Origin of the sequence: Bradyrhizobium sp. 155, assembly GCF_023101105.1 — a bacterium.
Taxonomy (GTDB): domain Bacteria; phylum Pseudomonadota; class Alphaproteobacteria; order Rhizobiales; family Xanthobacteraceae; genus Bradyrhizobium; species Bradyrhizobium canariense_D.
This window is the reverse complement of sequence record NZ_CP064704.1, coordinates 5,055,283-5,069,961: the sequence shown is the minus strand read 5'-3', so window position 1 is coordinate 5,069,961 and position 14,679 is coordinate 5,055,283. Positions and strand designations below refer to the sequence as shown.

Annotated in this window: 16 protein-coding genes; 5 read left to right on the top strand and 11 right to left on the bottom strand. The window is 63.9% G+C overall.

Annotation, left to right across the window (positions count from 1 at the left end; translation table 11 throughout):
- Nucleotides 1-36 precede the first annotated feature (36 nt).
- The 3 genes from IVA93_RS24725 to IVA93_RS24715 form a co-directional block, all read right to left on the bottom strand.
- The gene (locus IVA93_RS24725; RefSeq protein ID WP_018458595.1) at nt 37-414 is read right to left on the bottom strand and encodes a VanZ family protein; all 378 of its coding nucleotides are present in this window, start codon (nt 412-414) and stop codon (nt 37-39) included.
- Between the two features lie 76 nt (nt 415-490).
- On the bottom strand, nt 491-1,093 hold the full coding sequence (locus IVA93_RS24720) for a thiamine pyrophosphate-dependent enzyme (protein WP_085352325.1): 603 nt from the start codon (nt 1,091-1,093) through the stop codon (nt 491-493).
- 11 nt (nt 1,094-1,104) lie between these two features.
- Nucleotides 1,105-1,671, bottom strand: a complete 567-nt coding sequence (locus IVA93_RS24715; RefSeq protein ID WP_026233617.1) for a thiamine pyrophosphate-binding protein — start codon at nt 1,669-1,671, stop codon at nt 1,105-1,107.
- A 264-nt stretch (nt 1,672-1,935) separates the two neighbouring features.
- Between IVA93_RS24715 and IVA93_RS24710 the strand changes: the two genes are divergently transcribed.
- Both IVA93_RS24710 and IVA93_RS24705 read left to right on the top strand, forming a co-directional pair.
- Entirely contained in the window at nt 1,936-2,985 is a 1,050-nt protein-coding gene (locus IVA93_RS24710; RefSeq protein ID WP_247789255.1) for a hydroxyacid dehydrogenase, read from the top strand.
- Between the two features lie 182 nt (nt 2,986-3,167).
- Nucleotides 3,168-3,380 (top strand): hypothetical protein, encoded by a 213-nt coding sequence (locus IVA93_RS24705; protein ID WP_007608382.1) that lies wholly within the window; start codon nt 3,168-3,170, stop codon nt 3,378-3,380.
- A gap of 58 nt (nt 3,381-3,438) precedes the next feature.
- Here the strand turns inward: IVA93_RS24705 and IVA93_RS24700 are convergent, their stop codons facing one another.
- The 4 genes from IVA93_RS24700 to IVA93_RS24685 form a co-directional block, all read right to left on the bottom strand.
- Complete coding sequence (locus IVA93_RS24700; RefSeq protein WP_247370852.1) at nt 3,439-5,643, bottom strand: xanthine dehydrogenase family protein molybdopterin-binding subunit; 2,205 nt, start codon at nt 5,641-5,643, stop codon at nt 3,439-3,441.
- A 7-nt stretch (nt 5,644-5,650) separates the two neighbouring features.
- Entirely contained in the window at nt 5,651-6,667 is a 1,017-nt protein-coding gene (locus IVA93_RS24695) for an FAD binding domain-containing protein (protein WP_018458601.1), read from the bottom strand.
- A complete protein-coding gene (locus IVA93_RS24690; protein WP_018458602.1) occupies nt 6,664-7,155 on the bottom strand; it encodes a (2Fe-2S)-binding protein in 492 nt (163 codons plus the stop codon). The genes IVA93_RS24695 and IVA93_RS24690 overlap by 4 nt, the downstream gene beginning before the upstream one ends.
- A 139-nt stretch (nt 7,156-7,294) precedes the next feature.
- Nucleotides 7,295-7,774 (bottom strand): Lrp/AsnC family transcriptional regulator, encoded by a 480-nt coding sequence (locus IVA93_RS24685; protein WP_018458603.1) that lies wholly within the window; start codon nt 7,772-7,774, stop codon nt 7,295-7,297.
- A 134-nt stretch (nt 7,775-7,908) separates the two neighbouring features.
- On the opposite strand from IVA93_RS24685, the gene ald reads away from it, so the two are divergent.
- A complete protein-coding gene (gene ald / locus IVA93_RS24680; protein WP_085362406.1) occupies nt 7,909-9,024 on the top strand; it encodes an alanine dehydrogenase in 1,116 nt (371 codons plus the stop codon).
- A 9-nt stretch (nt 9,025-9,033) separates the two neighbouring features.
- Here the strand turns inward: ald and IVA93_RS24675 are convergent, their stop codons facing one another.
- Entirely contained in the window at nt 9,034-9,669 is a 636-nt protein-coding gene (locus IVA93_RS24675) for a 2-hydroxychromene-2-carboxylate isomerase (RefSeq protein WP_247455125.1), read from the bottom strand.
- A gap of 201 nt (nt 9,670-9,870) precedes the next feature.
- On the opposite strand from IVA93_RS24675, the gene IVA93_RS24670 reads away from it, so the two are divergent.
- Complete coding sequence (locus IVA93_RS24670) at nt 9,871-10,089, top strand: hypothetical protein (protein WP_007593267.1); 219 nt, start codon at nt 9,871-9,873, stop codon at nt 10,087-10,089.
- Nucleotides 10,090-10,238: 149 nt separating this feature from the next.
- Nucleotides 10,239-11,297, top strand: a complete 1,059-nt coding sequence (locus IVA93_RS24665) for a YeiH family protein (RefSeq protein ID WP_018458606.1) — start codon at nt 10,239-10,241, stop codon at nt 11,295-11,297.
- Between the two features lie 74 nt (nt 11,298-11,371).
- Here IVA93_RS24665 and IVA93_RS24660 read toward each other — a convergent pair whose 3' ends face one another.
- Genes IVA93_RS24660 through IVA93_RS24650 form a run of 3 tightly spaced genes read right to left on the bottom strand, consistent with a single transcriptional unit; the run spans nt 11,372 to nt 14,567 of the window.
- A complete protein-coding gene (locus IVA93_RS24660) occupies nt 11,372-12,244 on the bottom strand; it encodes an ABC transporter ATP-binding protein (protein WP_026233618.1) in 873 nt (290 codons plus the stop codon).
- Nucleotides 12,241-13,149, bottom strand: a complete 909-nt coding sequence (locus IVA93_RS24655) for an ABC transporter permease (protein WP_026233619.1) — start codon at nt 13,147-13,149, stop codon at nt 12,241-12,243. The genes IVA93_RS24660 and IVA93_RS24655 overlap by 4 nt, the downstream gene beginning before the upstream one ends.
- Nucleotides 13,146-14,567, bottom strand: a complete 1,422-nt coding sequence (locus tag IVA93_RS24650; RefSeq protein ID WP_018458609.1) for an ABC transporter substrate-binding protein — start codon at nt 14,565-14,567, stop codon at nt 13,146-13,148. The genes IVA93_RS24655 and IVA93_RS24650 overlap by 4 nt, the downstream gene beginning before the upstream one ends.
- Between the last annotated feature and the right edge of the window lie 112 nt (nt 14,568-14,679).

Below are 14,679 nucleotides of genomic sequence, written 5' to 3'. Positions count from 1 at the left end.
GAGCGTGAGCTTTGAAGAGACGGGCCCTGCGGAACGTCACTCCGCGGGGCCTTGACTCGTCAGGGCCGGATTTGCGCGAAACCGCGTCATGGCCCAATCGGCGATGGCCGCCAGCGCGAAACCGATGCAGGTGGTGCCGGCATCGACCAGAAAGTCCTCCAGCCGCGCATGCCGTCCCGGTGCCCAGAATTGCATCAGTTCGAGCAGGCCGATCAGCACCACGGCGATCGCTGTGGCCGACAGGCGGCGGCGCGGATAGGCGAGGCCGAAGGCTAGTCCCACCAGGACGAAGGCAAGGGCATGTTCGCCGTCCTGGCCAAGGTCGGAATGGGGCCGTAGGCCTGGCGGGCCGAGGGTTGCAAAGGCGACGGCGGCGGCAAGCAGCCAGGCAGAGGAGCGAAGCAAAATGGACATCCGCACCGCTTAGCACGGATTGCAGCAGCCTGCCGAGGCGCCAGGATCAGATCGCTGTGTAGTTAATGACAAACCGTTAAAGTGGCTCGCGCACGCCAAGGCCGTGCATGAAGCGTTCCCGGATTTGTACGGGATCGCGTCGGGTGGCGCCGACGCCGGGCTTGTCATCGATGCGGACGGCGATCAGGCTGGGCTCGCCGGCCGACATGGCTTCCTCGACCAGACGGTCGAAATCCGCCTCGTCCGCGGCCCAGGCGCTGTTGGCAAGCCCGGAGCCGGTTGCGATGGCGACGATGTCAGCCACGTTCGCGGCCGGTGTCGGCTGCGCGCCCGTGATCTGGTAGATGCCGTTGTCCATCACGATCATGATGAGGTTCTTCGGCTTCAACGCCGCGATCGTCGAGAGTGCGCCGAGCTGCATCAGCAGCGAGCCGTCGCCTTCGAGCGCAAAGACGCGCCGGTCCGGCTGCGCCAGCGCCACGCCCAGCGCGATCGGGAAGGCGAGCCCCATGCTGCCGAGCATGTAGAAATTTTGCGGACGGTGGCCGGCGGCCCAGAGGTCGAAATTGGTGTTGCCGATGCCGCCGATCACGGCTTCCTCGTGCTCGAGCTTCGCGATCAGGCGCGAGGTGACGTCGAAGCGGTTCATCACTTTGGTGTTGCGCACGTCTGTATTCATTTGGGCCGGACTCACTTGTCGAACACCTTGCCGCCCGTGAGCAGCGGGTTGAGGATCAGCGCGACTGGCGCCTGCGTCGTGACGGCCTGCTTGATCGAACGATCGGCAATGAATTCGAGCTCGTCGAGCCGGGTGATGGTGTGATGCTCCAGCGCCAGCGAATCCAGCACCGGACGCATGGTGCGGCAGACCAGTGACTGGCCGTAGTTGAACTCGCCGAGCGTGCCGCGCTCGGACACGAACATGATAAGCGGAATCTGGTAGGGCACCGCGAGCGAGGCCAGCACGTTGGCGAGCGTCGCAAAGCCTGAGGTCTGCATCAGCACCGCACCGCGCCGTCCGCCCATCCAGGCGCCCGACACGATGCCGACGGCCTCCTCCTCGCGGGCGGTGGCAAAGGTGGTGAAGAACTGATCGGCGTGCAGGTTCTTGATCAGCGGCGTCAGCACGCGGTCGGGCACGTAAGGGACGAGGCTGATCTCATTCCGCTTTAGGGTTTGCAGGATGATGCCGTGCCAGCTCTTGTCACTGGAGGTCTGCGCCGCCTCGGACGAGGTTTGTTGCTCCGCAATCGGCATTGCGTTCTCCCTTCGGCCGCGCATGCTTCTTGGTCTTTGCCATTGTCTTGGCCGTCGTCTTCCGTCGCGGCGGTCTGCCGAACTTGACGCAGGCAGCGGGATTGTCAACATGTCCGGACTGCACCGTGATCTGCGCCAGACGGCCTGCCGCAGCCGGTGCCGCCGTGTCATAAGCGGCAACAACAAGAGAACGGAGGAACGCATGACAGGAGCGCGCGAAGCGCTGGCCCTGCGGATCTCCTGGAGAAAGCCGGAAGGGTCCTGATGTCCGTCAACAGCAAGCGCGTCTTCTACGTCAAATATCTGGCCAATCCGATCTATATCGACATCCTGAAGGCGCGGCCCGACGTCCGGCTCGATCGCATCGAGAACGAGAGCCCCGAGGAATATTTCGCGTCGATCATCGAGGCGGCTCATGTCTACCAGATCGGCGCCGCCCGTGACGAACTGGCCCCGCACTTCCATGTCGATGCTGCCTTCCTGAAGCGCGCGCCGAACCTGCTGCTCGTCTCCAGCAACGGCGCGGGATTCGATCCTGTCGATGTCGAGGCTTGCACCGACGCCGGCGTGCTGGTCGTCAACCAGTCCGGCGGCAATGCCCACTCGGTAGCCGAGCATGCGCTGGCGATGATGCTGACGCTGTCCAAGCGCATCATCCAGTCCGACCGCAAGCTCCGCAGGGAGTCCAACGTCAACCGCAACGAACTCGTCGGCAACGAGATCGAGCACAAGACCGTCGGCATCATCGGCCTCGGCAATGTCGGTCGCCGCATCGCCGCGCTGTGCAAGGGCCTGTTCGGCATGAAGGTGCTGGCATACGATCCGTACCTGACGGCCGAGGTGATGGCCGAGCGGGGCGGCGAGAAGGTCGAGCTCGACGAGCTGCTGCGCCGCGCCGATTTCGTCTCCATCTCCTGCCCGCTCGACAGGGGCAGCCGCAACATGATCAGCGTGCGCGAATTTGCGTTGATGCAGCCGCATGCGTACTTTATCACCACGGCGCGCGGCTTCATCCACGATGAGGATGCGCTGCTCCAGGCCTTGCGCGAGAAGCGCATTGCGGGCGCCGGTCTCGACGTCTGGTCCAAGGAGCCGCCGCCGCCGGAGCATCCGCTGCTCCAGCTCGACAACGTGCTGGCGAGCCCGCATACCGCGGGCGTCACGATCGAGGCGCGGCAGAACATGGGCCGCATCGCGGCCAAGCAGGTGCTGGATACGCTCGATGGCAAGCGGCCGCCGCGCATCATCAATCCGGAGGTCTGGCCACGCTATGTGGAGCGATTCAAGCAGGCGTTTGGTGTGACGCCGGCGTAGTTGACAGTCGCTCTGTCCTTCCGGGGTGCGATGCTGCTGCCCAATGTCCCGGTTAGAGCTACGCGCCACGGAACGATCGGCGGGGGGAACCGCGCCCGACTTTGATCCGTGTCAAAATCTCCCTCCCGGATTCCGCCTAAATGGGATAAGAGTGAGCGCCGCCGGGGCAGGCAGGAGGTCCCATGTCAACTTATGTGGTCAGGTTCATGAAGGACGTGCTCGGCCAGTACGGCCGGCAGATCGAGGTGTGCCAGGGCACGCTCGAGATCGACGCTTCCGACGAGGACGAAGCCAGAGAGCGGGCGAAGGCGAGGTTTTGCGAGGATCAGGCGTTGCACCACTGGTCGCTGCATGCCGACCGCATCCAAGTCAGACCGGCTGACTTTCCCTCGTGAGGCCTGGCGGCCGGGCGCCGTGAGGTGACGCCGGCGCCGAGAGGGGACTGCTGCACCGTCAGTCGAGCAGCTTGTCCAGTGTGATCGGAAATCGACGGATGCGTTTGCCGGTGGCGTGATAGACGGCGTTCGCGATCGCGGCGGGAACGCCGACGATGCCGATCTCGCCCAGCCCCTTGATGCCGAGCGCGTTGATGTGCGCGTCCGGCTCGTCGACGAAGATTACGTCGATGTCGTGAACATCGGCATTCACGGGAATGTGGTACTCGGCGATGTTCGCGTTCATGATCCGCCCGAAGCGGTGATCCATCACCGTCTCCTCGTGCAGGGCCATCCCAATCCCCCAGACCACGCCGCCCATGATCTGGCTGCGGCCTGTCTTGGTGTTGAGAATCCGCCCGGCCGCGACGGCGCTCACGACCCGCGTCACGCGAATGACGTTTAGCTCTTCGTCCACCTTGACCTCGGCGAAGACGGCCGAGTGGGTGTTACGCGCGTGCTTCTTGTCCTCGCCGAATTGATTGAGCTTTTCCTTCTCGATGCGTTCGACGCCGCCGTGACGCATCGCGTCGGCGATCGAGACCGCGCGGCTGTTGTTGCTGGCGCTGGCAATGCTGCCGTCGGTCAGCACCGTATCGGCTAGCTCGGCGCCGGCGAGCGGCGAGCCTGGCATCTTCCCGGCCAGGCGTAACAGTTCCTTGCGCACTTCCTCGGCGGCTGCGAGCACCGCATGCGCGCTCGAAGCGGCCATCCAGGAGCCGCCCTCCACAGGCGCCTGCGGCAGACTGGAATCTGCGAGCCGGACGCTGATGTTCTCAATCGGCAGGCCGAGCGCATCGGCTGCGACCTGAGCCACAATGGTGTAGGTGCCGGTGCCGATGTCGGATGCGGCGCAGGACACCTCGGCATGTCCGTTCGACGTCAGCACGATACGGACGGCGACCGGCATCTGCAGTGCTTCCCACACACCCGTCGCCATGCCCCAGCCGATCAGATCCTTGCCGTCGCGCATCGAGCGCGGCGCAGGATTGCGTCTGCTCCAGCCGAAGGCGTCCGCGCCGCGCGCGTAGCATTCGCGCAACTGCTTGCTGGTGTAGGGCAGGTTTTCGCTCTGGTCGCGATCCGAGTAGCACTTCAGCCGCAATTCGATCGGGTCGAGCTTGAGTGCGACGGCGAGCTCGTCCATCGCGCATTCCAGCGCGCAGACGCCCGACGCAGCGCCCGGTGCGCGCATGTCGCAGGGGGTGGAGACGTCAAGGTGCACCAGCTTGTGGGAGAAGCGGCTGTTCGGGCTCTTGTAGAGCTGTTCGGCCCAGCCGGTATCGTTGCGGGCAAAATCCTCGTAGCGCGAGGTGACGGCAATGGCCTCGTGCGTGACCGCATCGAGCGTACCGTCGGATCTTGCGCCGAGCCCGACGCGCTCGATGGTCATCGGCCGGTAGCCGAGCCCGTACATCTGCTGCCGCGTCAGTACGACGCGAACGGACCGCTTCAGCGCGAGCGCGCCGAGTGTTGCCAACACCACCTGATATTGCGGCCGCAAGCCGGAGCCGAAGGCGCCGCCGACGTACGGCGAGACCACGCGAATGTCGTCCGGCTTCTTGTCGAACACGCTGCAGAGAAATTTGTGGACGTTCTGGACGCCTTGGGTCTTGTCGTAGATCGTGAGCTTGCCATTGCTGTCCCAGACCGCCGTGGTCGCATAGAGCTCCATCGGGTTGTGATGCTCGGTCGGTATCACGTAGTCCGCCTCGTGGCGCACATCAGCTCCCGCAAGGGCGGCTGCGGCGTCGCCCCGCGGTTTATGCGGCTCGTTCTTCTCGGCGGCGTTGCTGCGTTCGCCTTCGAGGTCGGTTGCAAAACCATGCTGCTCATATTCGACCCGCACGAGCGTCGCGGCGAATTTCGCGGTTTCCCAGTCCTCTGCGACGACAAGTGCGATCGGCTGGCCATTGAACTTGATCTTGTCATCATAAAGCGGACGGAAAGGCGAGCCTCCCTCGGGCGCCACCTCGTCCTTCCACGCCTCGTCCTTGTCGGCCAGCGGCGGACGGTTCGCATGCGTGAGCACGTTGAGTACGCCGTCGACCTTCAACGCCTCGCTCGCGTCGAGGCGGGCAATGCGCCCGCATGGAATGATGGCCTCGACCACGAAGCCATGGAGGAGCTTGTCGGCTGGAAATTCGCCGGCGTATTTGGCGGCGCCGGTGACCTTGGCCCGGCCGTCGACACGCGACGTTGGCGTTCCGACATAAGCGTTCATGGGGTCCTCACGCGATCTTCTTGTGCGCCTGAGATTGCGGCGTGGCGTTCGCCGCCTGTGTCAGCGTCCGCACGATGGCGCGGCGTGCGAGCTCGACCTTGAAGCCGTTATGTGAGCGGGCCGTTGCTCCCTGGAGCAAGAGATCCGCGGCGTGCGAGAAGTGATCGGGCGTTGCGGCCTGGCCGCGCAACGTAGCTTCGGCCTCGAGGCTGCGCCAAGGCTTGTGAGCCACGCCGCCGACCGCCACGCGTGCCCCGCTGATCGCGTTGCCCTCCAATTCGAGCGCGGCGGCAACCGAGACCAAAGCAAAAGCATAAGACATCCGGTCGCGAATTTTTAGATAGCTGTAGTTTTGAGCAAAGCCGCGCGGCGGAAGCTCAATCCCGGTGATGATCTCGCCGGTGCCGAGATTGGTATCGACATGAGGCTTGTCGCCGGGCAGCCGATGGAGATCGGTCAGCGCGATGGTGCGTTCGCCGGAGGGACCCGCGATGTGCACGAGCGCATCGAGCGCGGCGAGCGCCACGCTCATGTCGGATGGATTGGTCGCGATGCAGGCGGCGCTCGTGCCCAGGATCCCATGGTTGCGGTTCAGCCCGTCCATTGCCGAGCAGCCGCTGCCGGGATGTCGCTTGTTGCACGGCGTGGCCGTGTCATAGAAATAAGCGCAGCGCGTTCGTTGCATCAGATTGCCGCCGACCGATGCCATGTTGCGCAGTTGCGCCGAGGCGCCGGCCAGGATGGCGCTGGCGAGCAGGGGATAGCGCTGCTCGATCAATGGATGATAGGCGAGGTCCGAGTTCGGCACCAAGGCGCCGATGCGCAAGGACCCGTCGGGCGTCTCTTCGACCTTGCGGAGCGGCAGGCGGGAAATGTCGATCAGCCGGGAGGGGCGCTCGACATTCTCTTTCATCAGGTCGATCAGATTGGTGCCGCCGGCAATCAGTTTGGCGCCGGGACCGGCGGCGAGCAAGCGGATGGCGTCGGCGACATCAGTGGCTCGAGCGTACTGGAAGTTGTTCATGGCTGGCCCATTGCCTGCTGGATGGCGGCGACGATGTTTGGATAGGCGCCGCAGCGGCAAAGGTTTCCGCTCATCAGCTCCCGGATCTCGTCGGTATCTTTGGCACGGCCTTCGGCGAGCAGTCCGGCCGCCGAGCATATCTGTCCCGGCGTGCAATAGCCGCACTGGAAGGCGTCATGGTCGATGAACGCCTGTTGCAGGGGATGCAGCGCGCCATCCTTGGCAAGACCTTCGACAGTCGTGATCTCCGCGCCGTCCTTCATGACGGCGAGCGTGAGACAGGAATTGACGCGCCGGCCGTCCACCAGCACCGTGCAGGCGCCGCACTGACCATGGTCGCAGCCCTTCTTGGTGCCGCTCAGTGCAAGATGGTCCCGCAAGGCATCGAGCAACGTGGTCCATGGCACGAGATCGAGCGTGTGACTGACGCCGTTGACGACAAGATGGATCGGAATGCGTTCGGAAATCTGATGCGTGACATCGCCCATGTCCTGCTCCCTGCGACGGCGACCGTGCCGGACGTCAGCCGTGTTGACGCGGGGGCACGCCTCCGCCGGCCAATAGCGCCCAACGGACCACCGACCGGTTGGTTCCTTGCCAGCAGTTCGCCTTTCCGAGAGGTTGCGGTCAGCGCTTTGCTTCGCCGAACACCACATTCGGCACGGCGCGGTCGACAACTTCGCGCAGCGCGAAGCTCGATTGTACCCTCGCGACGCGCGGCAGGCGCGACAGCTCCATGCGGTGGATGCGCTCGAAATCCTGGATATCGCGGGCGAGCACGATCAGGATGTAGTCGTCGGTCCCCGACATCAGGAAGCAGCGCACGACGGACGGGCATTTCACCACCTCCGCCTCGAACGCCTTCAGCGCCTCATCGCTCTGGCTTTCCAGCGCGATACGGACCAGCACCGTGGTGGTGAGGCCGAACTGCGCGAGGTCGAGCGTGGCCTGATAGCCCTGGATATAGCCGTCGTCTTGCAGCGCCTTCTGCCGCCGCGCGAGCGCGGTGCTTGATAGCCCGACCTTGTGCGCGAGCTCGGTGTGACTGGCCCGCGCGTTGGTCGTGAGCTCCGCGAGGATGGCGAGATCTTTCCTGTCGAGGGCCAAGGTTTCGTTTCCAGCGTGAAAGGGCGTTTGCGCGCCGGAAACCGGCGCAGGGAGGCCAAAGCTAGCGGATATTTGCACGAAACCAAACAGGGCACGTCGCTACGATCATGAGGTGAATCACAAGGAGGCCCGGGATGCGCGTCGGTGTGCCCAAGGAAATCAAAGTGCAGGAATATCGCGTCGGGCTCACCCCGGGTGCGGTCCGCGAATATGTCGCCGCGGGGCACGAGGTGACGGTCGAGACCGGTGCGGGCGGCGGCATCGGCGCCTCCGACGAAGACTACCGGCGGGCAGGGGCCACCATTGCCGAGAGCGCGCGCGACATCTTCGCGAAGTCCGACATGATCGTGAAGGTGAAGGAGCCGCAGACAAGCGAGTGGCCCCAGCTCCGCGAAGGCCAGATCCTGTTTACTTACCTTCATCTTGCGCCGGATCCCGAACAGGCCAGGGGTTTGCTCGCCTCCGGCTGTACTGCGATCGCCTATGAAACCGTCACCGACGCGGCCGGTCACCTCCCCCTGCTTGCGCCGATGAGCGAAGTCGCCGGCCGCCTCGCTATCGAGGCCGCCGGCGCCGCGCTCAAGCGCTCCGCTGGCGGTCGCGGGCTGCTGCTGGGCGGTGTCCCTGGCGTGCAGCCGGCGCGGGTCGTCGTGCTCGGCGGCGGCGTGGTGGGAACGCAAGCCGCGCGCATGGCCGCGGGCCTTGGCGCCGAAGTCACCGTGATCGACCGCTCCATTCCAAGGTTGCGGGAGCTTGATGATCTCTTTGTCGGACGCGTGCGCACCCGCTTCTCCACCATCGAGTCGGTCGAGGAGGAGGTGTTCGCCGCCGACGTCGTGATCGGCGCGGTACTGGTGCCGGGCGCGAGTGCGCCCAAGCTCGTCACGCGTGCGATGCTGACATCGATGCGCCCAGGCGCCGTGCTGGTCGACGTCGCGATCGATCAGGGCGGCTGCTTCGAGACCTCGCACCCGACCACGCATGCCGATCCGACCTATCTTGTCGACGGCATCGTGCATTATTGCGTGGCCAATATGCCCGGCGCGGTGCCGGTGACGTCGAGCCAGGCGCTGAACAACGCGACGCTGCCGTTCGGCTTGATGCTCGCGAACAAGGGGTTTGCTGCTGTGCTGGAAAATCCACATCTGCGCAACGGACTGAATGTGCATCGCGGCCGTATCACCAACAAGGCGGTGGCGGAGAGCCTCGGGCTGGAGTTTGCTCCGCTGGGGAGCGGACTGGCGGCGTAGCGTTGCTGCTCATGCTGGCTTGCGATGGCGTCTGCCGAGCGCGGCTTCGATCGTCTCAGGCTTCTCGATGCGTTCGATCAGCATGTCGATACGGTCGCCGCCCCAGAACAACTCGCCGTTGAACACCATGGTCGGCACGCCGAACACGCCGAGCGCTTCGGCCTCGTCGATGATACGGTCATGCTCGGCGCGGGCGGGGCCATGGACGTAGGCTTCGAACTCACTGGCCGAGCCACCGCAGGACGTGATGACGTCCGTGATTGCGGCGAGATCGTCGATCTCGAACTCATGGCTCCAGAACCGACGAAACACCGTGTCGTGATACGGACGGAAGAAGCGGTGCTGTTGGGCGAACAGCATGCCGACGCTGGAATAGAACGCGTCGTAGATCCGCCGGGGCCCTTTCATGATGAGCCCTTGCGCATTGGCATAGCGCCGGGCGTCCATATAGGCGTAGCGCACCTTGCGCCAGAAATGCGGCGTGCGCTGTTCCACGGTCCCCATGAATTCGGCAACGCGCAGCGTATAGGGCAGCCATTCGAGCTCGACGCCGTGCGTCTCCTGCAGTTCGAATAGGCGCTTGTTGGCCACGAACGCGTAGGGGCTCTTGTAGTCGGTGTAGACGCGCACGCGGGGGTTTGGCATTGGCAGATTCCTTTCATACGCGCGGCGCTACCTACTCGCCGTGGCGCCGGTGTCCAAATAGGCCGGAAGAAGAAAACTATTGCTCCGGGACCGTCCGGCGAAAGGAGTTTCCCCTCCGGCAGGCAAAAAAGCCAATCGCTTCCATTGCTGTTTGGGGCCGAAACGACGACATTTCCGTGAGAAATTGATGGATTGACTGCCATGGAACGCACCAGGTTTGAACCTTTCGGCGAGCAATTGGTGTCCGCAACGGACACCCAGCCGCGCTCGCGCGGGTCAAAGCTGCTGCTGCGGGTCGGCACCGGGCTGTTCTGGTCGCTGGTCGCCGGTATCGTGCTGGCGCGCGCGGCCTTCTTCGAGCCCGGCGTCTATGACGGCTTCAGCCGAGTCGCCTCGCTGGCCAAGAGCCTGATCTTCTAAGGCGCGCCTGATCTTCCAACGGGCGCCTGATCTTCCGAGCCAGATTATTCCGGATTGAGGATAGAACTTCCCTCGGCCCTGATATGTCGAAAACTTATTCCCCAATCGGATGGCGCTGCGTATAAATCCTTCTCCTTGGGGAGAGATTTGTGTCGCAGAATCAAGCATCCAGCCCGGCCGACGCCAAGCGGACCACGGCCATCAGCCGCATCGTCGCGCTGATTCCCGGGATCCTCCTCTGCATCGCCGTGGCCGGCGTTTCGGCCCTGCTCGAACGGGCGGAATTGGGCATCTTCCAACATCCCTATGTCGAGGCGCTGGTGATGGCGATCTTGCTCGGCATGGCTGTGCGCAGCTTTTGGAAGCCCGCGCCGCGCTGGCAGTCCGGCATCGCCTTCAGCGCCAAGCAGCTGCTCGAAGTCGCCGTCATGCTGCTGGGGGCCTCGATCAGCTTCGCTGCTATCGCGGCGTCCGGCGTCGCGCTGTTGGCCTCGATCGCGGCCGTCGTTGTGGTCGCGCTCTGCGTTTCCTTCGGCATCAGCCGGCTGCTTGGTCTCTCGACGCGGCTCTCGATCCTGATCGCCTGCGGAAACTCGATCTGCGGCAATTCGGCGATTGCAGCGGTGGCGCCGATCATCGGCGCCAACAATGACGAGATCGCATCCTCCATCTCCTTCACCGCGATCCTCGGCGTGATGATGGTGCTCGGGCTGCCGCTGCTGATTCCGCTGCTGCAGCTATCGGCTACGCAATACGGCATCCTTGCAGGCCTCACTGTCTATGCCGTGCCGCAGGTGCTGGCTGCGACGGTGCCGGCGGGACTCGTCTCGACGCAGATCGGCACGCTCGTCAAGCTGATGCGCGTGCTGATGCTCGGGCCGGTGGTCGTCGGCCTCTCGCTGACGGCGTCGCGCTGGCACAGCGATGCCAAGAAGACCAATGTCGGCTTCTTCCGCCTGGTCCCGTGGTTCATCCTCGGCTTCCTTGCGCTGGCGACCTTGCGCTCGCTCGAGATCGTGCCGTCCACGGTGATTGCCCCGATCACGCGGATCACGGGTTTTCTCACGGTGGTATCGATGGCCGCGCTTGGCCTCGGCGTCGATGTGAAGGTGCTTGCCAATGTCGGGGGACGGGTGACGGCGGCCGTGACCTTGTCGCTACTGCTGCTGCTCGGCATTAGCATCGCGCTGGTGCACTGGTTCAAGTAAGGCAAGCTGCTGCGCATACTCCACTTCCTTCTCCCACAAGGGGAGAAGGAAGTCAGCGCGCAAGTCGAAGATCCCTAAATCACATCCGCGAGCGAATGCCCGTGCAGCTCGATGTTCAGCCCCTGCATGCCCATGTCGTTGAGCTCGCCGCCCATCGCCTTGATGCTCTCCTCGCGGATCAGCGACATCAGTCCGCGGCGCAATGCCAGGAATTCCGACGACATCATCATCGACTGCTGCCGCGGCCGCTCCAGCGGGATCGGAATCTCCGCCTTGATCGAGCCGGGGCGTGCGGTCATGCAGTAGACACGGTCGGACAGGAAGATCGCCTCGTCGATGTCGTGGGTGACGAATAGCACCGAGATCTTCAGCCGCTGCCACATGTTGGTGAGGATCTGCTGCATGATGACCCGGGTCTGCGCGTCGAGCGCGCCGAAGGGTTCGTCGAGCAGCAACACTTTGGGTCCCGTCGCGAGCGCGCGGACGATGCCAACGCGCTGCTTCATGCCACCTGAGAGTTTCTCGGGGTAATGCTTTTCGAAGGCTTCGAGGCCCGCGAGTCCCAGCAGCGTGCGGGCGGCGCGCTCGCGCTGCGAGCGCGGCATGCCGCGCATCTTCAGGCCGAACTCGACGTTCTCCCGCACGGTCTTCCAGGGAAACAGCGAATATTGCTGAAACACCATGCCGCGCTCCGCGCTGGGGCCGTTCACCTTCTCGCCGTCGACGGTGACGATGCCCGTGGTCGGCTTGAGGAAGCCGGCAACCGCGTTGAGCAGCGTCGACTTTCCGCAGCCGGAGGGCCCGACGATCGAGACGAACTCGCCAGGCTTCACATGAATCTGCGTATCGGCGACGGCTTCGACCGGCCCCTCGATGCTGTCGTAGCTGAGGGAGAAGTTCTTGACCTCGATATGGCCCTGCGGTGCCTTGACAACGATCTCACTCATCTTGACCTCCACGGCATCACCAATTGTCCGGCGCCTCGGATCAACATGCTCGATCCGAGGCCAAGCACGCCGATCGCGATCATGCCGAGCGCGATGTCGGCATACTGGACCAGCGAATAGGCCTCCCAGGTGAAATAGCCGATGCCGTACTGTCCGGAGATCATCTCGGCAGCGATCAGCGACACCCAGGCCACGCCCATGCCGACGGTGAGGCCGGTGAAGATGTGCGGGAGCGAGGCCGGAAAATACACATCGCGGAAGATCGAGCGCTCCCGCGCGCCGAGACATTGCGCGGCACGCACCAGCACGGGATCGACCAGCGACATGCCGTGCAGCGTGTTGACCAGGATCGGGAAGAACGATCCGAGGAACGTGATGTAGACGATGCTCTGCTCGTTGGTCGGCCACAGCATGATCGCCATCGGCACCCAGGCGATCGCCGGGATCGGCCGCAGCACCTCCGCCACGGGAAAGATGATCTCGTGGACGGGCTTGAAGCGGCCCATGATCAGGCCGAGCGGCACCGCGACGATCGCCGCGAGCGAGAAACCGAAGAAGATGCGGCGGCAGCTCAAGAGGACGTGCAGCAGGAATTTTGGATCGTGGATCGCCTTGGTGAAGCTCGCATAGACCGCGAGCGGCGAGGGCACGTTGGTGAAGCGCACGAAAAACACGACGCGATAGGTTGTCAGCAGATGCCAGACCAGCAGGAAGGCGAGCAGCGAGATGATGCCGATCGCGGTCGCGCGCAGCCCGCCCCGGTTGAGCCGGTACCAGCGCAGTGCGAGCGTGCCGAAGGAGGGTGGAGACGCGGGTGGCGTGGAGGCGGGCATGGCGCTTGCCTCCGCGATTGCACTTGCCGGCATGCTGTCCTCGGAATGTCTGAGGAGGGCGGGACTGCTCACGTCTTGCCCCCGCCGACCGCCGCCTTCACCGCGTCGTCGAAGCCGAGCACCTTGCCGCTGATCTTGGCGGCATAGGCTTCGGCGTCCTTCTTCAGCAGGAACGGCGCAACCTCACCATTGCCGACCGCGAAGAAAGCCTGGTCTGCGAACAGCTTGATGCCGCGGGTGGTATCGAAGACGTAGGCGACGTTGATCTTCCTGCCCTTGGCCTTGTAGTCGGCATAGGCGCCGAGCGTGCAGCTGGCTGACGAGAAGGGCACGATGCCTGAATCGTCGACCCAGACCTCGCCGGCCTTGCGCGGATCGGCGATCGGCTTCTTGCAGAAGGAATCGTCGCCGGAGATCTCGTAATTCTTGGTGCTCGCAAGCTGCGCGTCGTAGTCGAGCTTCATCTCGGAATAAGCTTTACGGATGTAGCTGTCGTCGACCCATTTCTTCGGCTCGAACTCCTTCATCCGGCCGAGGTTCTGCAGCACCTTGACGTCAGCCGCGGCGGCGTCGATCAGCGCCGGCTTGATCGAGGGATCGGTGGTCATGTTGCCGCTGGGGCCGAGGAAGATGTAGACGACCTCCTTGCTGATGCCGGTCCATTCCTGGATCTTCTCGGCGGCGAGCTTGGGATCGTCCCGCAGCCATTGATTGGCGGCGATCACCGCCTTGAAGTAGGCGACGACGACTTCCGGGTATTTCTCGGCGAAATCGGTTCGCACGACGATGCCGTGGAAAGTCGGGAGATTGGTCTCGACGCCGTCAAAGATCTTTCGCGCGAAACCGCGGAACGGCAGCAACTCGGCGAACGGAACGAAGTCGGCATGCGCGTCGATCTTCTTCTCCTGGAGATTGGTCGAGCCGACCTCCGGGCTTTGGCTGACCAGCTGGAAGAAATCAGATGCATAGCCGCGGTCCTGCATCGCCTTCAACACCATGCCGTGCGCGGCAGAGCCGAACGGCACGCTCACGAGCTTGCCCTTGAGATCGGCGAGATCGTAGTAGGGCGAATCCTTGTGAACGACGATGCCGTTGCCGGAGCCCGACAGGCTGTAGGCGGCGATACCGATCAGCCGGCTCTTGCTCTCGGGATTGCTGTCGAAAGTGAAGCCGTTCACGATCAGCGGATAGTCGCCCATCATGCCGATCTGCAGCTTGTTGGCCATCATCGCGTTGGTGACGGGCGGGCCGGAGGTGAAGTTCTGCCACTCCAGCTCGAACTTGATGTTGGCGTATTTGCCGTCCTTCGGCAGATATTTTTCGAGGAGATGGAGCTGGCGGATGACGACGCCGGCGGTCACCGTGTTGGTCGTGGTGTCCTGCGTTCCGATGCCCAGCGTGACGGTTTCCGCCGCGGCCGGCTGCGCGAGGAGAAGCGCCAGCGACGTCACCGACATCGCGATCGAGAGCGTGGGAAGATGGCGGACCATTCTCATCCTCATTCGGTTGGATGTGCTGTGGTTGCCATGATTGGGTGAGGGCGTGGGCAGGGCAAATCCGGAATGAGCGCCACAGTCGATTAGTTGCCGGGAAAAGTTGATT